The sequence below is a fragment of the Paraburkholderia ribeironis genome (genome assembly GCF_900019265.1).
GTDB classification, from domain to species: domain Bacteria; phylum Pseudomonadota; class Gammaproteobacteria; order Burkholderiales; family Burkholderiaceae; genus Paraburkholderia; species Paraburkholderia ribeironis.
Window position 1 is genome coordinate 1 of sequence record NZ_CYGX02000044.1, and the last position, 21,557, is coordinate 21,557.

The 21,557-nt window shown below is 57.2% G+C and carries 13 protein-coding genes; 8 read left to right on the plus strand and 5 right to left on the minus strand.

What is annotated here, in order from left to right; translation table 11 throughout:
• Window positions 1-514: 514 nt before the first annotated feature.
• Window positions 515-889, minus strand: a complete 375-nt coding sequence (locus BN2475_RS19510) for a DUF3564 family protein (RefSeq protein ID WP_094781150.1) — start codon at window positions 887-889, stop codon at window positions 515-517.
• A 787-nt stretch (window positions 890-1,676) separates the two neighbouring features.
• Here BN2475_RS19510 and BN2475_RS19520 point away from each other — a divergent pair.
• The 7 genes from BN2475_RS19520 (at window position 1,677) to BN2475_RS19550 (ending at window position 9,206) form a co-directional block, all read left to right on the plus strand.
• Window positions 1,677-2,828, plus strand: coding sequence for a 2-aminoethylphosphonate--pyruvate transaminase (locus tag BN2475_RS19520; protein ID WP_094781151.1), 1,152 nt, complete (start codon window positions 1,677-1,679; stop codon window positions 2,826-2,828).
• A gap of 1 nt (window position 2,829) precedes the next feature.
• Window positions 2,830-4,152 (plus strand): O-acetylhomoserine aminocarboxypropyltransferase/cysteine synthase family protein, encoded by a 1,323-nt coding sequence (locus BN2475_RS19525; RefSeq protein ID WP_094781152.1) that lies wholly within the window; start codon window positions 2,830-2,832, stop codon window positions 4,150-4,152.
• Between the two features lie 29 nt (window positions 4,153-4,181).
• Window positions 4,182-5,246, plus strand: a complete 1,065-nt coding sequence (locus tag BN2475_RS19530; RefSeq protein WP_094781153.1) for a fatty acid desaturase family protein — start codon at window positions 4,182-4,184, stop codon at window positions 5,244-5,246.
• Window positions 5,243-6,067: a gamma-glutamyl-gamma-aminobutyrate hydrolase family protein gene (locus tag BN2475_RS19535; protein WP_094781154.1), complete on the plus strand. Its 825-nt coding sequence runs from the start codon at window positions 5,243-5,245 to the stop codon at window positions 6,065-6,067. The genes BN2475_RS19530 and BN2475_RS19535 overlap by 4 nt, the downstream gene beginning before the upstream one ends.
• A gap of 76 nt (window positions 6,068-6,143) precedes the next feature.
• A complete protein-coding gene (locus BN2475_RS19540) occupies window positions 6,144-6,749 on the plus strand; it encodes a LysE family translocator (protein WP_162844490.1) in 606 nt (201 codons plus the stop codon).
• Window positions 6,750-6,851: 102 nt separating this feature from the next.
• Entirely contained in the window at window positions 6,852-7,754 is a 903-nt protein-coding gene (locus BN2475_RS19545) for a homoserine O-succinyltransferase (protein ID WP_094781156.1), read from the plus strand.
• A gap of 93 nt (window positions 7,755-7,847) precedes the next feature.
• Window positions 7,848-9,206, plus strand: a complete 1,359-nt coding sequence (locus BN2475_RS19550) for a glutamine synthetase family protein (RefSeq protein WP_094781157.1) — start codon at window positions 7,848-7,850, stop codon at window positions 9,204-9,206.
• Between the two features lie 404 nt (window positions 9,207-9,610).
• Here BN2475_RS19550 and chrA read toward each other — a convergent pair whose 3' ends face one another.
• On the minus strand, window positions 9,611-10,828 hold the full coding sequence (gene chrA / locus BN2475_RS19555; RefSeq protein ID WP_094781158.1) for a chromate efflux transporter: 1,218 nt from the start codon (window positions 10,826-10,828) through the stop codon (window positions 9,611-9,613).
• A 236-nt stretch (window positions 10,829-11,064) separates the two neighbouring features.
• Between chrA and BN2475_RS19560 the strand changes: the two genes are divergently transcribed.
• On the plus strand, window positions 11,065-11,418 hold the full coding sequence (locus tag BN2475_RS19560) for a hypothetical protein (protein WP_094781159.1): 354 nt from the start codon (window positions 11,065-11,067) through the stop codon (window positions 11,416-11,418).
• Between the two features lie 866 nt (window positions 11,419-12,284).
• On the opposite strand, the gene BN2475_RS19565 is transcribed toward BN2475_RS19560, so the two are convergent.
• The 3 genes from BN2475_RS19565 to BN2475_RS19575 form a co-directional block, all read right to left on the minus strand.
• Window positions 12,285-17,729 (minus strand): AAA family ATPase, encoded by a 5,445-nt coding sequence (locus BN2475_RS19565; RefSeq protein ID WP_094781160.1) that lies wholly within the window; start codon window positions 17,727-17,729, stop codon window positions 12,285-12,287.
• Between the two features lie 1,003 nt (window positions 17,730-18,732).
• Window positions 18,733-20,100: a carboxyl transferase domain-containing protein gene (locus BN2475_RS19570; protein ID WP_094781161.1), complete on the minus strand. Its 1,368-nt coding sequence runs from the start codon at window positions 20,098-20,100 to the stop codon at window positions 18,733-18,735.
• An 88-nt stretch (window positions 20,101-20,188) separates the two neighbouring features.
• Window positions 20,189-21,529 carry an amidase family protein gene (locus BN2475_RS19575; protein ID WP_094781162.1) on the minus strand — a complete coding sequence of 447 codons (1,341 nt, stop codon included), beginning with the start codon at window positions 21,527-21,529 and terminating at the stop codon, window positions 20,189-20,191.
• Between the last annotated feature and the right edge of the window lie 28 nt (window positions 21,530-21,557).

Sequence of the window (21,557 nt, forward strand, 5' to 3'; positions counted from 1 at the left end):
AATTCACCGAGTTCAGCTTCGAGTCGCTTCGTCATCCGGAAAATTCGACGCCCTCTCGGCTGCAACTCGGTCAGTTGGTCCATTAATCAGCGCTTCCCTAGCGCCCTCACCTTGAACAGGCAAACCGGCTGATTCACGTCGGCGGTTTGACGAAATCGCGGCGCGGGCGTGGCCGACGCGCGTTCGACAACAGCCGCGTTTTTCTGTATCACCCCCTCGATGCCGAAGACCGTTGTTAATTGACCTGCTCGGCGCGGGCCGCCTGTTCGTTGGAGGCGCCTGATACTGCTTCCGTCAAGGTGGTAACCCGTGCAACTGTAATCGTTTCGTTGTCGTGGAATCGACCGCTCGCTGGACAAGCGATGCGCCGCTACCCCCGCGCGCAATTTGAAGCCGCGATGAGTTCCCTCGTCTCGATCGCTGCGGCCGCGACGCGTAAGGCGTTGTCACGGCGGTGGGGTAAGATGTCTCGATAGGGAAGCCCAAAACGCTCTGTCTCAGCCACCGCTTTGCGTTAGGAGTCTTCGCCGGTAGCGAACAGTCCGTGTTCCGGCTGCACTCGTTCGTTGTCGATACACTGTACATGCCAATGGCCGGTCATAAGAGCGTGGCCGCCTTCCGCGCACCACTCCGCGCGTCCGGCTACGCCTTCGAAGAGTCCGTAGCAACAGTCCAGATTCAATCGTTCGAGAACATATACAGGTGTCCTGTCGTTGGGCTCGCACACGTGCGTATTGCCGCAATCCACGTGCAGCGAGCCCCATTCAGGCAGTTCAAGTCCGAAATGACCCTCGCGCGACCATTGCCGCTTTTCCTTGTCGAGCCAAAGGATTGCAAATGCCATCGGATGGGCCCGATTGAACGTGTCGAGCTGGACAGTAAGACGCATAAAGATTCTCCGAAGATACATTTCGCCAATCTGAGACGAACCGAGGAAATCGCAGCCCTCGCTACGGGATCACTGACTGAGTACTCATTGCCCAGCGCATGCGCTTCGTCGCTCGAAGTCGGGCCGGTTGATCGAACCGTAGCGATATCGTCGTCTCTTCCCAATGCGTCTTGCCGCTAAGAGCAGCGTGTGCTCGAACTGCGCGTCGCGTGCACGACAAAACGTGCAGTGACGCTGATCCACCAGTGCTGCTGGCGCCGGGTCCGCATGCGCCGCAGAGGCGGCACATATGAATGACGCGGTACAGGTACACGCGAGCGGCCAGCTACGGGGGCAGGCATTGGTGGTACGCGTTCCTGTGCCATGGAACAAGTTCAGTTTACCGCCGGCCACTTGGGTGTCGTTGACCTCGATCAAGCGGAGGACGGGAGTGCATTTGACGTGTTGTCTCGTGTCACGGCGCAAACCTCGTTTGCTGTGGTCGGAATGAGTTCTACGCCTAGCCGCGGTATTAGAGGTTGTTAGGTGAGCATAAGAAGAACTCATACTGGTACGGTGCCTCACTGTGGCATGATCCCCGTGAACCAGACAGGAACGCGCGCCACTTAGAGTTGGTCTGCGCACGAGCTTCTTGCCAGTCAGTTGACATCGATGTCCAAGGCAACGGACTCGACCGCATCGGTAATAACCTGCTTTGAAAAATGTGTCGCGAGCAATGCTCTGGCGAGGCCTGAGCGGCGCGTTTTCACGCCTTTACATAACCGTTTTCGATTATGGAGTATGACATATGACCAGGCAGCATACTTTTTTAATGACGCCCGGGCCATTGGCGTTGAATGACGAGGTGAAGGCGGAGATGCAATATGACATAGGCTCGCGCGACCCGAGTTTCAAGAAAATAACGGCGCGGGTACGAGATCTAATCATTGATCTGGTCGGCGGTCAGGGGGCTTACTCGGCGATTCCAATGCAGGGCGGAGGGTCCTATGGCATAGAGGCTGCGTTGGCTTCTTTTGTCGCCACCTCCGACCGGCCTCTCGTATGCATCAATGGAATCTATGGCGAGCGGATGCTCAGAATGTTGCAGCTCCGAGGCATCCATGCCGTCAGTATTACTGCGCCAAGTGATCGGTCACTTCCAATAGCAGAAATCGCTACGTGCCTGGAAAGTGATCCAGAGATCACACACGTCTGCTTTGTTCATTGCGAAACGACCACTGGCGTGGTCAATCCGATCGGGTCGATTGTAGAACTGGCAAGGCAGAATGGCGTAAGAACAATTATCGATGCGATGAGTTCTTTCGGCGGGATGGAAATTAGCGCCAGGCAAGTCGCGTTTGACGTTCTCGTGACTTCGAGTAACAAGTGCATCGAGGGTCCGCCGGGTGTGTCGTTTGTGATTGCTTCGCTGGAGATGCTCAATAGTAACGCCGATTGTACGAACTCTTTTGTGCTGGATGTTCGAGACCAGTGGCGCAGTTTTGAAAAAAACGGCGAATGGCGCTCCACTCCACCCACGCATATCGTTCAAGCGTGTGCAAAAGCGCTCGAACGACTGGCCATCGAAGGCGTGGTTCGACGCGGCGAACGGTATAGCTCTGTGCGCGACGCAATCATCCGCGCAACGGACCCATATGCCTCTCCTCTGCTAAAACCGCATGTGCGGTCGCCGGTATGCCTTGCCCTTACAGCAGGCGATGTGATTCATACGCAAAAAGACCTCGACGCGCTGTACGCCCATCTCGTGGACTACAACCTCTACATCTATACCAAGCTGCATCTTCCGACGCGCAGCTTCAGGATCGGTTGCATGGGAAGCATCGATCCGATGTGGATCCGCTTGTTGGAAATTGCATTTGAAGATTTTTTCAATGCCAATCGGAGCGTCCAGAGACCGTCCCCTCCGCCCAAAGACCGATTTGTGGAAAAGGCCATGTGATATGTCAAGAAACAATTCCAACGCCCAAATGTGCAGAGAAACGGCACTTCTTTATGCCGGCTATCGTCATGACCCAGTCACCAAAGCGGTGTCTGTGCCGATTTACCAATCCACCGCCTATGAGCTTGACGGTGACCTGGAAAAAATCGCTGGTATCTACAACGTCAATGAAGACGGGTTCACGTATAGCAGGATCATCAACCCGACGACGCGCATCCTCGAGAAGCGATTCGCAGCGGTAGACGGTGCAAGCGACTCTCTCGCTGTAGCTTCGGGGCAGGCCGCAACCTTTCTTGCCATCGCTAACCTGTGCAGCGGAACGCCAGGCGATAACGTGGTTACATCGAAGTACCTGTATGGCAATACTTGGAATCTGCTATTCAATACATTCAAACGTTTGGGTATCGAGGCGCGATCCGCTGATCCCAAGGATATATCATCCTTCGAATCGTTGATCGATGACAGGACCATTGCAATATTCGGGGAGACGTTTTCCAACCCGTGCCTTGTCCCTTTGCCAGTCCCGGCGCTCGCTGAAATTGGCAGGCGGCACGGGGTTCCCGTCATTGTCGACAATACCACGACCCCTTTGATTTGCCGTCCTACCTCTTTGGGCGCGAGCATCTCCACGTATTCAGCGACGAAGTATCTATGCGGCCACGGAACGACACTTGGCGGATTGATTGTCGATAACGGAAACTTCGCATTCGATGACGCAGCACGGTTCCCGTTGTTCAACGAGGCGGATGAGGCGCACGGTGACGTCCTCTGGAAAGAGGCTGTTCTGAAACTCGACGATCTTGGCGCAAGTCCCTATTTGCTGAAGTCGCGGATGACGTGGCTTCGTGACACCGGCGCCGCGATCAGTCCGTTCTCCAGCTTTCAGTTGATTCAAGGCCTCGAGACACTTCATCTTCGCATGCAGCGGCATTGTGAAAATGCCGTGACGGTTGCAGAGTTCCTGAAGAAGCATCCGAAGGTCGCGCGTGTGTCATATCCCTCGCTGTCCTCTGGATACGAACGCGAACTTGTCGACGAGTTGATCGACGCGCGCGTCGGTTATGGCGCGATGATCATGTTTGAACTGGCCGATGAAGCGGCAGGCCGCAGATTCATCACCAACATCAAGCTCATGTACCACGTGTCGAACGTGGGTGATGCGCGAACATTGGTCACGCATCCAGTCTCGACAACTCACACGACGGTTCCCAAAGAAAAGCGCGAGGCGGCCGGCATTTTCGACGGGTCTATCCGCCTGTGTGTTGGCATCGAGAACATAGACGATATCGTCGCGGATATTCAACGAGGACTGGACGCCGTCTGACGTCGATATTTCACGGAGGAAATTCGATCATGGAAATTTATGAAGCATGGCAACTGCGGGGCAAACGCTTCGTGACATCCCGCTTTTCGCGCGACATTACCCGGGAGTTGTCTGAATTGCGGCCCGATAACATCACCGGCGCGCTTTACATTCTGAAGGACTATCTGGTCATTCTGGCGTGTGCCTATGCAACGGTACGAATAACATGGTGGCTGTACCCCATCGCAGTGCTCATAATCGGCGCGCAGCAACGCGGGTTGACCACGATCGCCCATGATGCCGCACATCGTACGCTCGCAAAGAACACGGGCTGGAACTACGTGCTCGGTATTGTTTTCGCCGCATATCCTCTCTTTCAGCGTCATTGGGCATATCGCTACTCTCATGTTCATCTGCATCATCCACATCTCGGCGACCCGGAAAAAGATCCCGACCTGAAGTTCTTTATATCGTCGGGCGTGTATGACGTCCGCCCTCCGCGTGAATACGCATTCGCCATCGTGTGGAAAGCGATGCTGGGTGGTGCGACGTTACGCTACCTCAAATATCTATGGAACAACCGGTTTCTCATTTCACGCGAAGGGCAACAGGACATCGACAAGCGTGGAGCCACCATCGACATCTATGGATTCGCGGTATTCTGGCTGGTCGTTATCCTCGGCTTCATGCAGGCAAAATCGCTTGATCTTCTTGCGTTGTTCTGGCTGGTTCCTTATCTGACCACCTTCCAGGCCTTGGGTTGGTTCATTGAACTCGCTGAGCATTCTCCAATGTGCGAAACGGAGACTAAAGATGTCTATCTGACGCGCAATCGAAAAGGCAATCTGATCGAGCGCCTGCTGTTCGGCGCCAACCTTGACGAATATCATCTGGAACACCACCTCTCGCCTGGCGTCCCTTTCTGGCACCTGAAGCGGGCACAAAACATCAGGGTGCGCGATCCGCACTATGCCGAGGTAGCCGAGTCATGGGGAGGACTCTTCGCTCGCGGTCCCAAAGGACAGCCCAGTGTCATCAGCCAACTGCTTGAGCGGAACCGGGGGCTGTACGAGGCTCAGCTTGAGCGGTTGTCCGGCGAGGGGCGAACGCAATGATGGACAACCGTGGTCATGTGGCTTGCGCCGTTGTGGGGATCACCGCAAATCGCCATCTTCACGATGGCGTTCACCGCGACTGGTTGCGGCGGCGTTATATCGAGGCGCTGACGAAGTATGCTTCGGTCGAGTGCGTCATCTTACCGACGTTAGACGGAGATCTGCCTTGCGACTCGACTGCTCGGACATTTCGTGAAGTGATGCGCCGTCTTGACGGCCTTGTATTGACGGGCGACGAATCCGATCTCGATCCCGATATCTTGCGCAAAAACGAGCGCGTTTGGGCGCGCGCCGAAGACGACATTGTTCCCTGCAAGACCGATCGTCCGCGAGACCGGCTGTCGTGGGTCGCACTGACGGTCGCCGGAGAACTTCAGATGCCCGTATTGGGCATCTGCCGCGGCTTGCAGGAGATGAACGTTCATCGAAACGGCACGCTGCACGAAGATTTGTCGTTGTCGCATAAGGGAATCACGCATCGCGAAAACACAAACCTGCCTCGCGACGAACAGTACCTTCCTGTTCATTCGGTGAAGGTCGCTCCTGGTGGGTTACTGTCGTCGGTCATCGAGAGCGAGGAGCTACGTGTCAATTCGTTGCATAAGCAAGGCGTCGCCGAGGTGGGAGCAGGCATCCGGGTCGAAGCAGTTGCAGATGATGGTGTTGTAGAAGCGCTTTCGTACAGAAATTCACCAACATTTCAACTCGCGCTGCAGTGGCATCCTGAATGGCACGCTTCCAGCGATAAAACGAGCCAGAGGATTTTCAGAGCATTCGGAAGCGCCTGTGACGCCTATAGGACGCAGCGATCGGCGAGGTAGCGATCCAGCAGCCGGATTTTCCAGGTCGACGTTCCTCCCATTTCGGCGGTAATTTCAAACAGAATTGGCGGAGTCAATGGATTTTCATTTGTTCGTTTTGTTTCTTGTTGCTTTCACCGCTGCGGTGGCTGTGCCCGGACCGAACGTCGTGTTTGCCGTTGCTCAAACACTAAAGCATGGACTCAAAATAGCAATTCCCGGCGCCGTCGGATTCGGTATTGGTGCGGCCGTTCATGCCGCGGTTGTATTATCGGGCGTGGGATTTTTTATCCGCAATAACCAATGGATATTGGTCTATTTACGATGGATGGGAGCGATATATCTTGTATATCTTGCCATTATTGCGTTTCGTGGAAAATCGGCGTCGCGCGGCGAAGAGACGGCGAATTGGAGCTCGAAACAGATGTTTGCTGATTCGCTCTTCGTCTCCCTCGCAAACCCGAAGGGGTGGGTAGCTACACTGCTCACATATCCCAGTTTCATCAGCCCGTATGGTTCGTACATTGGTCAGGCAGTCCCGATGGGCGTTGCAGCAACCGCTATCTCTGTCGCGGTCTACGGCGGATATATGTTTCTTGCACATCGAGCAAGCGTGGCTCTCAACAACAAATCCGTGTTGGAGAAGATAACAGGCGCACTTTACGCATGCATCGCAGTCGGCTTGATCTTTTCCAATTACTGAAAGATCTGGAATTGCAGGTGGCGCATCAGGCAATGCCTCGACGGCGTGCCGCGCCATCTTGCCGGGAGTCGTGCGCTTTTTTGAAACGGAGGTTGTAAATCCATGCCGATCAAAGTCCCTAAAGGTTTACCGGCTGTAACTGCGCTACAGACAGAAGGCATCACGGTGATGGAGGGCGACACTACGTATCGTCCGAGCGACCGGCCTTTGCGCATAGGTTTGCTAAACCTCATGCCCAACAAAATCGAGACGGAAACCCAGATTGCACGCCTACTCGGCGCAACGCCCTTATTGGTCGACCTAACGCTTATAAAAATCGCCAATCATTCACCGAAAAATACACCGGTAAGTCATCTGAAGTCCTTTTACCGAGACTGGGTCGAGATAAGGGAGCAAGTATTTGACGGTTTTATTATTACCGGCGCGCCGGTTGAGTCGATTCCGTTCGAGCAAGTCGCCTATTGGAGTGAGTTGACTCAAATCTTAAACTGGACACAAACCAATGCTCACAGTTGCTTCAACATTTGCTGGGCCGCACAAGCGGCGCTGCATCATTTCCACGGTCTTCCGAAGTACGCGCTGAGTGAGAAGGCTTTTGGCATCTTCAGGCATCATAGCCTGGAGTCGAGGTCGCCCTATTTGCAGGGCTTCTCCGACGATTTTTTCATTCCGGTTTCTCGCTGGACAGAAATGAGAAGTGCGGATATCCCGCCGGGCAGCGGCATCTGCGTACTCATTGAATCGCCGGAGACGGGGCTGTGCCTTCTTGACGATCCGAAGCATCATTCTCTACACATCTTCAATCATATAGAGTACGACTCACAGACGTTGGCGGATGAGTATTTTAGAGATCGAACAATTGGTCGACGCATAAACATTCCAAGGAACTACTTCCCAAGGGATTGCGAAAATCTGCAGCCCCGAAATTCCTGGCGCAGTCACGCACATATCCTATTCGGAAACTGGATCAACCAGATTTATAGAACGTTGCCGCAAGCCTGTTAACGCGCGCAGTCTTCCTGACGACATTCCTGCATAGAACCTTCTATCTTGATGGCTTGCGTGGAAGGTTGGCTGATCAATCCACAGGCATGAAATATGAGTCTTGAATTCGATGAGTTGAAACAAGCGGTTGCTTCCGGTGCCATTGACACTGTTCTCGTTTGCATGGTTGACATGCAAGGTCGTCTTGTCGGGAAGCGGTTTCACGGTGACTTCTTCGTTAAGCACGGCTATCTGGAAACACATGCCTGCAATTACTTGCTGGCCAACGATATGGAGATGGAGCCCGTGGCCGGCTATACCGGCGCCAGCTGGGCAGGCGGGTATGGCGATTTCCTGCTCAAGCCCGACCTTTTGACGTTGCGAAGGCTTCCTTGGCTCGAAGCCACCGCTTTGGTAATTTGCGACGTTTTTGATCAGCGCGAGCAACTGGTTGCGCATTCGCCGAGGCAGATTCTGCAGAAGCAGCTTCGTCGGCTGACCGAGAGGGGAATGGCCGCCTGTTTCGCATCGGAGCTTGAGTTCTATCTGTTCGATGAGTCCTACGAGGACATATCGGTCAAGAAATACCACGACCTCGTGACATCTGGAACGTACAGCCAGGACTATCATATTCTGTCGACGTCGCGGCACGAATCCGTCATGCGTCCGATAAGGAACGGACTGCATGATGCAGGAATCGTGATCGAATGCTCAAAGGGGGAATGGGGCGCAGGTCAAGGGGAAATTAACGTGCGCTATGCCGATCCGCTAGTGATGGCCGACCAGCATACGATCATTAAGCACGGTAGCAAGGAAATTGCTGCGCAGCAGAACAAAGCGATTACGTATATGGCCAAGTGGAGTTACGAGTTGGCTGGCTCCTCTAGTCATATCCATTCCTCCCTGTGGTCGCTGGGCGGGACCCCACTTTTTTTTGACCAGAAATCGCCTGATGGCATGTCGGAACTTATGCGCCACTACCTTGCAGGTCTTTTGAAGTATTCGAGAGACATCACGCTTTTTCTGGCGCCATACATTAACTCATATAAGCGATTCCAGAAAGGTACCTTCGCGCCAACGAAATCTGTCTGGAGTCCTGATAATCGCACTGCGGGCTTCCGGATTTGCGGCGAAGGCTCCCGTGCCGCTCGAGTCGAATGTCGGATTGGAGGGGCGGATCTCAATCCGTACCTCGCCTTCGCGGGGCTGATTGCGGCCGGACTCGCGGGCATTGACCAACAGCTCGAACTGCCGAGCCCATTTATCGGCGACGCGTACCGCGATGGCGACCTACCTGAAATTCCAAAAACGCTACGAGAAGCGGTCGACATTGCGTCAAAGTCCGCGTGGCTGCGCGAGGTTTTGGGAGAGGAAGTCATCAATCATTACGTGCATGCGGCCCGGTGGGAACAACTGGAATATGATCGCCGCATAACGGATTGGGAATTGGCGAGAGGATTCGAGCGGAGCTAACGGCACGGAATCGCCCCTCGATGATTCGCAATCCCCGCGCATCGGCGACTCGCGCGCGGTGGGCAACGCGTCGGTGACGGGCGCCGCCGATGTGGTGTGACGTTCCCAACCGTCGACGGCATCTGAGCAATGAGCTTCGGAGGAACGACTGGGCCTGCGTGCGCGGCAGCAGCGGCGGCACATACCACGAGCGGTACATGCCAGGAGTCAGCTGGGGGATGACGCATTGGTGGCAGGCGCTGCTGTGCGAGGCGACGAATTCGGTGTACGGCCGGACACCGGGCAGCCGTTAGCGCCGATCGACCGGAGCACAGGGCTTGCCTTTGAGGTGTTGTGGGCCGCTCCTATGCTGACGACAGGCGCGCGGCGCACCGACCGCATGCCGCGGCGTCGGATCCCCAGCCTTACACGACCCACGCCGCGAGCGCGGCCGTGATCACCACGACCGCCCACGAAGGCACGCGCCACCACCCGAGCAGCACCAGCGCCGTGATCACCAGCGCGAAATCGCGTCCGCTATGCACCGCGCTAGTCCAAACGGGGTCGTACAGCGCCGCCAGCAGGATGCCGACAACGGCGGCGTTGATGCCGGCCATCACGCGGCGCATAGGCGCGAACGCACGGAACTCGCCCCACAGCGGCAGCGCGGCACCGACCAGCAGGAATGAAGGCAAAAAAATCGCCACCATAGCGATCAGCGCGCCGGCCACGCCCGCCGGATGACCGGTGCTGGCGGCACCGAGAAACGCGGCGAACGAAAACAGTGGACCTGGGACGGCTTGGGCCGCGCCGTAGCCTGCCATGAAGATATTCCGGGCAACCCAGCCGCGCGGCACGACGATCGCTTCGAGTACGGGCAATACCGCGTGCCCGCCGCCGAACACGAGAGAGCCGGCCCGGTAGAAGGCCGCGAACAAATCGAGCGGATAACTGCGCAGATAGGCCGCTGCCGCAGGCAATCCGAACAGCAGCAGTGCGAAGGCGGCGAGACAGGCTATCGCGCCGGCTTTCGTCCCCGGCATGCCGAGCGGTGCACCCGGAAGCTGCGTCGACGACTTGGGAAACGCGGCGCCGGCCAGCCCCGCAGCGACGATCGACACGACCTGCCCGTAGGCCGCACCGAGCACGATGACTGATATCGCGGACGTTGCTGCAATCGTGGCGCGTGCGCGATCGGGACACAGCATGCGTCCCATCGACCAGACCGCTTGCACGATCACCGCGACCGCCGCAATCTTTGGCCCTCTCAACAGATGCAGCGAGGTCGCATCCGACACACGCGTGAAGCCGTACGCAAGAGCCACTAGCAATAGCACCGACGGCATCGTGAAGCCGAGCCAGGCAGCGATTGCTCCGGCAATGCCGCCACGCAGACGCCCGATCGCGACGCCGGCCTGGCTGCTAGCGGGACCCGGCAGAAACTGGCACAGCGCAACTACTTCGCCGAATGTGTGTTCGTCGAGCCAGCGACGGCGCGCGACGAATTCGTTGCGAAAATTTCCAAGGTGCGCTGCCGGGCCGCCGAACGAAGTCAGACCGAGCCGTAGAAAGATGCAAAAGAGAGCCCAGGCCGAACTATGTGCGGGTACCGGGACAGGCGCCTCTATATTCGCGTCGCGCATGGGGAAGGTTGTAACGGCAATTTTCGGGCGGGCTTCGAAAAATAGCACGTGCGGATCCTCCAGCGTATTGTGTCCCGCAAACGTTGCGGCTTTCTTTGCGCAGCATTGCCAAGCCGTTGACGCAGGTCAATCGTCAGGTACGCATGCGCGCCGATAATCGTCCATCGACATCGCTGATGTAGGCGTCCGTCGCCGTCCAGCAACCGACGGGTAGGGATACCTCGCGGGGAGGCAGCATGGGAATCGATATGCAGATCGTGTACTGCGGAGTCGCCCGGACCACGCAATTCGAGTCAGAAGCAGCCGCGCAACTGGTGCGGCTCGAGCGGTTCGGCCGCTCCATCGCGGGATGCCATCTTGCGCTCGAGGCAATTCGCGAGCGCGCGCGGAGCGACATAGTCGGCGCGCAAGTCGCTCTGACCGATGCCTCGGCGGAGCGCTGTTTTTTTCACGCACATCTCGACCTGGTTCTGCGCACCGGTGAACTGGTGCAGATCGGGCATCGACGGAGTCTCGATCCCGTTGAAGCGGTCCGGAGGGCTTTCGATGCCGCCGAACGGTTTCTCCAGGGTGGCGCCGCGCGCATCTGACTTGCGACGGCGGTTCCGCGAGTACTTGAGGTTGCATTATGTCGCAATGTCGTCGCCAACTGCCGCGCTCGTCCAGCAGCGCGTGAAGCACACGCGGCTTTGCACTTCTATTTGCTCAACTACCCGTATCACCGACGCCATTTCATCGTGCGTACTCGCCACTCAAGTGAGTCACATGTTCTTCCATAGGAGGTAGCACGGCGTTGGTCTGAGCGCGTGCGCGTCCATCGAGTCAGTCGAGCGTGAGACCGCTCACGCGATACAGATCAAAGAGACGTTCGTTGCCAATCGAGCTCACCATATCATATCGTGCAAGCCGCAGCCAACTGCCTGACGGCCGCAATCGAGTGCGTCGTCCGACGCCGCCCGCACGCGCTTAAGGATCAAAAGTGATCGCTCTCGGTACGGGCGAGTTCTGGACCTGTTGCATGGGCACCAAGTGGATCACGGCCTTGCTTCAGACCATCGCGTGGACGTGAAAAGCGTTGCGTACTAGCTTCATCTGCGCCATGCTTCGATCACGGCGGTATTGACGTGTCTGCAGTGCGGAGAGATCAAAAGGGCTCGCAAAATGAGGCGCTTTTTCGCTGCACGGTAGGTTTTGCGCTCGTTCGCGATAGCTCATTGCGTTGTCTGCGACCGCTCGCTTTCGATCTGCTTTGAATTGAGATTGGCATGCAGGCTCCGTTGCCCGATTCTACATGGCAAGCGCATGCTGTATGCCGGCGGTGTGTAAAGTTCTGAGCCCCACTGGCTCCATCTTCCTCATCGACTACGTCACCGTGCCGACATTTCGTGGCGAACCGCAACACGCGATCGGTCGTGGCGAGGCGGTCCGCCATGTGCGGCGCGCAATCCCGACACGGCTATGTCGGCATAGATGGATGATCGGGAAGGTTCACCTTGATCGTGGTACCGGCCCCCAGCGAACTGATAACGTCGATCCGACCGCCCAGCATCTGAACTCGCTCTTCCATCCCCGCGAGTCCGAACGATTTTCTTCTGGTCGCCAGAACATCAAATCCTCGACCGTCGTCGCACACTTCCAGCAGGCAGCCGCCGGGCGTTCGTTCCAGAGTGATGGTGACCTGCCTGGCCGCAGCGTGACGGGCGACATTGGTCAGCGCCTCCTGGACGAGACGGAACAGCACGACAGCGCGGTCCTCGCTGACCACGATGTTTTCGTCCCCCACGCGCAACCGACACACGGTGCGGTTGTTGCGGTTGAACCCGGCTGCGAGCCATTCAAGTGCCGCCGCAATGCCGGCGTCCAATGCGGCCGGGCGCAGCGACGCGATGACGCCTCTCACCACCTGCATGGTTTCGTCCACCAGGGCGATGAGTACCTGCGTCTGTTCGACGAGTTCCGGACGGTCCTCGCCGAGCTGCATACGTAATGCCGACGCCTTCAGGCGAAGCGCGGTGAGATGTTGTCCGAGTTCGTCGTGCATTTCCCGCGCAATGTGCTTGCGCTCTTCCTCACGGGCCGTTTCCCGACGGGAGGTGAGTTCTCGCAACATCTCGTAGGACTCCTGCAAGCGGTGCTCCGCTGCCTTGCGCTCGGTCAGATCGATCACGAACGCGACGCCTTCCTTGCCTCTGGCGTCGAAAGCGACCCTGCCAACCATGACGGGCACACGGCTGCCGTCCTTCCTGATGTACTCCTTCTCGACGGGTGGACAGCGTCCGTTCTGACCGATTTGCACGAGGGCCTGTTCGGTGCTTTCCTGCCACTCCACCGGCGTCAGATCCTTCCAGCGTACGCGGCCTGACACCAGATCCTCGCGCCCGTATCCCACTATGCGCAGGAAAGCGTCATTGGCTTCGAGAATGTCACCCTTGGCGGTCCAGACGATTATCCCGATGATATTAGCGTCGACGAGCCGTCGGATCCTCGCTTCACGTTCCTCGAGGTCGCGGTACAGGCGGGTATTCTCGAGCGAGGTCGCGGCCTGGGAGGCGAGGAGCCGGAGCACAGCAATCCGGTCTGGCGCGAAGGCGTGGGTGATCAGATTGTTTTCGAGGTACAGGGCGCCGATGAGCTTGGCCTGATCCGTCAAGGGCAAGCAGAGAATTGAACGAGTGCGGTGCTCACGGATGTAAGCGTCGATCGCGAACGCGGGATCGACAGCGGCATCGTCGAGAATGACACTCTCCCTCGTGCGCAGCACACGGTAGAGGACCGATTCGGGCATCGTTGTCGTACTAACGGGCGCATCGCACAGTTGCACGCAAAGCGCGTCGCCATCCGTCCTGGCCTCCGCTGCTATCCGTTGTCCGCTCGCACCCGGGAGAATCAGCAACCCCCGCTCGGCACCCGCCTGTTCGATTGCCGTGCGCATGACCATATCGATCAGCTTGTCGAGGACGATTTCTCCGGAGATGGCCTGCGAGACCTTGATGACAGTGGCAAGGTCGAGCTGTTCGACGGGTGCCCCGATCGTGCTGCCAGGCCTGGGCGCTCGCTCTTTCTCCCGGAGATACGGGTACAGGTCGTCGAGTTCGCGCACCTTGCCTTCTGCGCCCCAACGCCGGTAGCCTCGTCGGGCATCCTGCAAATACACACGGGCAATCTTGTCAAAACCGCGCGCCGCGTAGAAGCGGGAGGCGAGTTCATTGGCAAGCGCTTCGTTGTGTACGAAGGCGTTTGCGCGTGCCGATCGGATGGCATCTTCGTAGAGGCTCATCGCTTCAACATCTCGCCCTTTCAGGCGGGCCATCTCGGCACCGACCAGTGCCGCGCGGTTGGCGAAGTTTTCTGGACAGTTTTGCGCCCAAATTTCCAGCTGCCGGTGATGAGCTGCTATGGCGTCGTGGTGTTGTTCTCGCTCCTGCGCTGGTGCGCGGTCGCAATCCGCGGCCCGGGCGAGCGCAACGTAGAAGTGATATTCGCTTTCTTCCAGATGCGATGATGAGCTCCAGAGCAGCTGTTGGGCCATCGACGCCGCGTCCATGGCGGCCACATAGTTGCCCGACAGATAGCGTGCCTGTAGCTTCCGGATCCAGTACCAGCACGCGGCCGTCGCGAGAGCGGGATTGCTGGACAAATGCTGCTCCGCACGAAGCTCGTCGAACTCGCCGTAATCGAAACAGCCGAATTTCAGGGTCGAGCCGCGGAGCGTTCGGATCAGCGCCAGTTGTGTGGTGATGTTATCGACGACAAGGCCGAAACGCGCCTTACGGGAAAACGCCAAGCCCTCTTCGGCTTCGCGTTCGACCTCAATCAATGGCTCACCGGAGAAAAGCAGGTCCGACACAATATGGCAGCGCGTGTAGGCGCCAGACGGGACGTCCCCGGTCCGGTTCGCCGCTTCGAACGCGTGGCGCAGCATCTTGCTGCTCAGATGCACATGTTTCGTCCAGCGCACGACGTATAGCGCGAAGCACAGATACGTCACCGCTTCGAAGCGTTTGAGCCCGCGTCGTTCGACCAGTTCGTAGCCAAGCCGGCCGAATTGAAATCCGGCCTGATAGTCATCAAAGCGTGATCCCGCGATCCGGGGAAGCATGACATAGGCAAAACAGGAAGCGTCGCAGTTGCCACACTCGAGACTGAGACTAACCGCTTTGCATATCGTCAGCGAGGCCAGATTTGCATCGGTAAACCACGCTGGCCTCAGCAGCTTGCTCAGTACATCCGCGGTCGCGAGGGAGGCCGGGTCCTTCATCAGGGGCAAGTCGATGAGCGCCTCGATAGTCCGGCCCGCAAGCCCTGACCGAATGTTTTCATACTCCTGTTGCACGTCGCCCTCATCCGGATGCGCTAACCAATCGATACCGACGTGCCGGAGATGGTCGAGACAGACGTCGACTGCTCGATCACTGCGATCGAGCGTCAGGTAGACATCCATTTGCAGACACGTGACATGCGCCCGTTCGACTATGGTCGTCGCGCGGGTCGACAGCCTGGCCAGTCGCTCTTCCGCGACAGATAACCGGCCAGTGAGGAATTCGCATTCGGCCCGGTTCAACTCCAGAGCAAACCTCAATTCATGTCTGCGCTCCCAGCAATCGTCCTGCAGGCGTTCCACGCCGGCGGTCAGATAGGTGAGGGCCGATGCATAGGCTGTCGACGCTTTAGCCCGCTGGCCGGCGATCAGGTTGAGCCTGGCCAGCTGCTCGCGTTCCCGCTGGGCAGTCACTAGCTTTGCCCCACGGTTGAACTGACTGACGATCTCGAAGATCGCCCCTTTACGTTTGTCAGAGGGCATGTGCGCCGCGAGCAGCCGCCCGATACGCAGATGTGCGTCGGCGCGCGAATGCTCCGGAATCATTGAATAGGCGGCTTCCTGAACCCGGTCGTGCACGAACCGGTACGCGTCTTCCCGGCGCTCAACCAACTCCTGATCGACTGCTGGCTGCAGCAGCGACCGGACCTCCTGACTCGGAATTCCCAAGACCTGAGGCAACATCGCGACCGAGGCAGTGTTGCCAAGGCAAGCGAGCTGTTGCAACGCACGCTGCGTTGCCGTGGGCAGACGCACCAGCTTTGCGACCATCAGGTCTACGACGTTGTCGGTGTGACCTTTGTTGCGAATCTGGGACAGATCCCAACACCAGCAGGTCGTGCCGTGATCGAAGGTGAGTAAACCGGCATCGGCGAGTGCGTACACGAATTGGATGACGAAGAACGGATTGCCGGCCGTCTTCTCATGCACGAGCTGCGCAAGTGGTGCGGCGCGCTCTCGCTCGCAGCGAAGTGCTTCGGCAGTCAGTTGTTCGACGTGTTCACGGGCTAGAGGTGCGAGTGCAATTTCGCTCAGCCTCGCGCCGGTGGCCCTGATGATCTGAATCTTGCGCATCAGCGGATGCCCGGTATCGACTTCGTTGTCGCGATAGGCGCCGATTAGCATTAGGTATTGCAGGTCCGAACGGGTGAGGAGATCCTCCAGCAGGGCGAGCGTCGCGGCGTCGAGCCATTGCAAATCGTCAAGAAACAGTGCCAGTGGATGTTCCCGTCGGGCAAAGACCCCGATGAAGTGCCGGAAAACGTGTTGAAAACGGCGTTGCGCCTGATACGGCTCGAGTTCCGAGAGGGGTGGCGGATCACCGATGATGAGCTTCAGCTCGGGGATCAGATCGGTCACGAGCCGCGCATTCGCTCCCAGTGTCCGGATCAATGCGTCGCGCCAGAGCGCCAGCTCCGCGTCGCGCTTGCCGAGAAGCTGCCGCACCAGACTTTGGAAAGCCTGTACCAGTGTCGAATAGGGTATGTCGCGCTTGTACTGGTCGAACTTTCCGGACGCGAAGAGCCCCCGCGGTGGCACCAGCACCTTGTGCAGCTCATTGACGACCGCAGATTTGCCGATGCCGGAATAGCCTGACACCAGCACCAGTTCAGGCGTGCCGCTCGTGACGACGCGGTCGAATGCCGCGACCAGAGCCTCAACCTCGCGCTCCCGCCCATATAGCTTTTCAGGGACCAGCAGCCGGTCGGGCGTATCATTTTGCCCCAGCGGGAAGGCATCGATGTCGCGCTGGCGCTGCCATTCCGTGAGGCAGCGCTTCAGATCCCGCTCGATGCCCGCCGCCGTCTGATAGCGCTCCTCGGGTGTCTTGGCAAGGAGCTTCATGACGACTTCCGATACTGCAGGCGGAACCGTGTCTACCCGCGCGCCGGGCGGTACTGGCTTTCTGGCGATATGGCAATGCACCCATTCCATCGGGTCGCCCGCCGTGAATGGCAGGGTCCCCGTGAGCATCTGATAGAGAGTGACCCCGAATGCGTAGAGGTCGCTGCGCGAATCGATCGAGCGATTCATCCGCCCGGTCTGCTCGGGTGCCATGTAGGGAAGGGTACCGGCGATCGTTTCCGGCGGCTCTGGCAATTGCCGCTCGCGTGGCACTCGCGAAGCGATGCCAAAGCCAGTGAGTCGCACGTGGCCGTCCGCGCAGTTCACCAGAATATGAGCGGGCTTGAGGTCCTTATGGACCAGGCCGCGCTGATGGAGCCTGCCCAGCGCCACAGCGATGCCCACGGCTACGTTCAAGACACGTTCCACTTCGACAGGCGCGCCGACCAGTCGCTCGAGCGGCTCGCCACCCGGATCCTCGAGCACCAGCGAGCTCCGCCCATCTTCGCGCACCAGCTCCATGGGGCGCACTGCCCATGCACTGTCGAGATGGTCCTTCAGCGCGAATTCGTGAGCGAGGCGATCGAGGACGGCGGACGGAGGATGCTCGTCGGCGGTACGCGCAATTAGCACGCTGTCGCTGCCGACCCCGGACCGGACCCTGCAGAGGGTGCGCTCGCCATCCTCCCACAGGACCTGGGCACTGCTACCTGCGTCGGAGCCATGTGGAGCGTTCATCTGCCGTAGTTTACCGTCAGGCTTTGTGTACGTCATTTTATCAAGCAGAGGCGGCCCGCGGGCACGCCCGACATGCACAATACGAGGCGGCATTGCGTAGTCAGCAACGCGTACGGTAGCCACGACCAGACACGTCGCCGCCATGGCGAACTGTTTTGTGCATTGGTAGCTGTAATGGAATCCTTAACAAAAAAGTACGGCGTCAGTTTCCGGCTATCCCACGCGAGACACCGCCAGCATTGCGCGATGACTGTATTGAACCGTGCGCGCCTGACTGCGAAACGGACGACGATGTCCGGGCGCCTCGTCCCCTGCACGTTCCGCCCGACCGAAGCGGACGAAGAGCTGTTTCACTGAATATTTGCTGGGCCACTCAAGAACTCATCAATGAAGATGATCGTGGCCAGTACGCGTGCCGCCGGGCCGCGACGGACTATCGCCGGTCGATGCTGGCGGGCGTTGTGGGAGAAAGGCGTCGTAGGCCTTTATGGGTCAGCGCGATGGCTCGAAGTCCGCCTGCCACCACCGGGTGCACCGAACTCCCTACTTGGACGCGGGACTTGGTAGGACCACATGGGATAGATGAGAAGCATGCGAGCGATTCATTCTTTGCAGCCAGTTCGCGCACCGTCTTGCGGCTCTCCCATGTTCAATGAACCAGTCCACCGCCTTTAATCCATCTGCGAGGTGCAGCAACAGGGCACGGCGTTCGAATGCATCTTTCGTCTGCATATTGCTCTGCCGAGGTTGGCGCACAATTCCAATTTGCCGCCGCCGTACGGGCGGGCGCTTGAGGCGCTGAGCGATTAGGTGCGTATATCGACTCGTTTGTGAAGGTGACGTGACCCTGGATGGTCGCGACCAGAATGACAGCTATAGAAGCCGCGACCGCGGCGACGGGACATACAACGTCAATGCTGTGGCTTCAAACGGCAAACCAGTCCTGTCTTTTGCGAATCATCGGTAGGTGAGGCGCACGTTGTTCTGCAAATAGGAACTCCATTCAAGAGCCGTCCGCTACGGGAAACAAATACCTGGTAATTTGTTCCCGGGTATTTTCTATCTTTATGACATCAGTAATCAGTCCATTAACTTTCAACAGCTCAGGATTTTCAATTTCGTCGGTCAGCTTGGTCATTGTGGCTCTCGTCGTCTCATCAAGTTCAGGCATGACTTTCTTCATCGTGTCTGGGCTGAAAACGCCAATATGAGCCTGCGGATACGCCAGCACTGCTACAGGGTTAAATCCAGGGCCGCACATGGCATACACGCCTCCCGTATACGCCTTTCTGGCAACGAGTAGCAACTTTGGCACCTTGCATCGAACATGTGCTCTAAATAATTCCGCCGCCGCCGAAAATATGCCACTATTTTCAGCTTCTCTGCCGATCATAAATCCCGGAATGTCGGCGATGAATATGATTGGAATTCTCATTTTTGCAGCAATGTCGATCATTTTCACCATTTTGGATGCGGATTTCCGGTGAATGGCGCCTCCATTGTATCGGGGGTTGTTGGCGATAATCGCGGTGGTATTTCCATTTATGCTCGCGTAGCCCGTCAACACTTCCTGTGCGTATTTGGCGCTAATTTCCGTGAAGCTGCCCTTGTCGATAAAAGAATGCAGCAAATGATGCATATCATAGGGCGTGCGATGATTGGACGGAACTAATTTTTCGAAATCAGCGGCTTCGGGTTCTTCATATTTAAGACCGTAGGGCGCCTTGCCTTTGACAGTTCCGTGAAGCAATTTTCTTATGCACTCGAATAGGCCTTCTTCATCTTTGAATACTAGTTGAACCGAGCCCGAGCCCTCGCTGTGAACGTCTGATCCACCTAGCGAATAGAGATCGGATTCCTGAGCCAGCATTGCCTTCACCATATCCGGACGGCCCATGCATAGAGCCCCTTTCTCAGTCATCAGCACAAGGTCTGCAAGCATTAGTGGTAAGGCTAGTGGACCTGACGTCGGCCCAAGTATGGCGGAAATTAGCAGGTTCTTTTCTGCTAACTCGGCGAGGCATGCACTGACTCTGCCCATTCCCATTGGAGATAAAAGTAATCTGGACATGTCTGGTGAAAGCACTTTCGTGGTGTTGAAACTGCCTGTTTCTCCCGGATGGTCCTGAATGTAGATCAACGGGGCACGTTTATCTCGAGCCTGAGTTACCGTGCTTATGATCTGCGCGGCAGTGAGCCACTGTCCACTTCCCTTAAATTCACAGTCTTGTCCCCGATTCATGACCAGAAACGTCTTTACTGAATTTACAGATCCTTCGCCGCAGATGAAATGACTCTTCGCGACAGGGTAGTGGTCAAGAAAACTATCCGCGTCAAAGAGCATGTTTATTCTTTGCAAGGAAATTTGCATTAACTGTCTGCCTCCGAGCAGTGCGTGTGAACGTGTTTGCTGCTACCGGTGTCCCACCCCTCTGAGGTGTTGAATGGTAGTCACGCTTTTACGAAGTCAGAATATCTTCTATAGACGTTGCTAGAGCCAGGAGACGGCGGTCCTGACCACGCGCGGCGTCAAGGCTCAATCCCACCGGTAATGCGTCATCGGGGGCAACAGGGAGGGTAATGGACGGCATCGCGGCATTGCTGGCCAGGTCCGTGTTACGTATCACCTCCGCGAACAGTCCCGGACGCTCGGCATCGCTCAGGTGAGGGACGCTACGCGGAACCGTTGGGTACGCGAGAAGATCGATTTGTTGAGTGTTGAACAGCGCGTTCATCTGTAGACGTAAGACACCTATATTCTGGATTGCAGAGGAATAGTCCGCGGCAGAGATCAACTGTCCGCCAAGATTGGCGTGAATGATATTGCGGACAACGTTGTCGCGAATGTTATCGAATACGGCATTTATCCTGTTTCCCCATCCAAATGAAAGCAATGTGCGAGGAAAGTCCATGAAGAATTCATAAAGCGGAATGGTAAAGGTGCCGCTTCTATTCAAGTCAGCAACAACCGCGTCATCCAGTTCAACACACTGGAAACCAGCGCGGGTGAGGCGCCTGACGGCATGCCAGCAATACTTTTGGACATCATCGTCCAGGTCATTCCACATGGAGGCCGGAAGGCCTATTCGCCAGCGAGTACTTTTCTGTTTTACCGGAAGTTGGCTATTGGGGGACAGCAGATCATATAGAAACAATGCATCTTTCGCCGTCCGCGTCAGAAGACCCGGCGAATCCTTCGTGCGGGAGACGGGAATGATTCCGGCTGAAGACCAGTGGCCACTTGTGGGCCTGAAGCCGGTGATACCACAGAAGGCAGCCGGTATCCTTACCGAGCCGCCCGTGTCCGTTCCGATCGCCATCGGAACGATTCCAGCTGCTACAGCTGCGGCACAGCCTCCACTGCTGCCACCAGCCAAATATCCTGGAGCCGTCGGATTTCCCACGGTTCCCCATCGTGGATTGACCGATGTGATACCAAAGCTGAGTTCGTGCATGTTGTTCTTGCCGGCAACGACAGCGCCGAGCGATTTCAGCTTTCTGACGATAAGGGCGTCGCGCGTGGCTATACAACCTTCCATCCCCGGTGTTCCACCAGTGACAGGGAGTCCATTAACACAGATATTGTCTTTTAAAGAAAAGGGAATGCCATAGAGCGGTGCATCTTTCAGCGCATCATTCGCTTTAGCGAAGTGCGCGTCCAGGTCGCGAGTACGGATGAAACAGTTGAGATTTGTCAGGTGCGCATCAGCGCTCAGTGCGCGATCCCGGATTTCAGCCGCTGAAATTGCGCCGGTACGTATGCCACCGCAAAGCGATTCCAGAGTGTTTTCCGAATGCATAAAGGTTCCGTGGATAATAGGTCAGCGC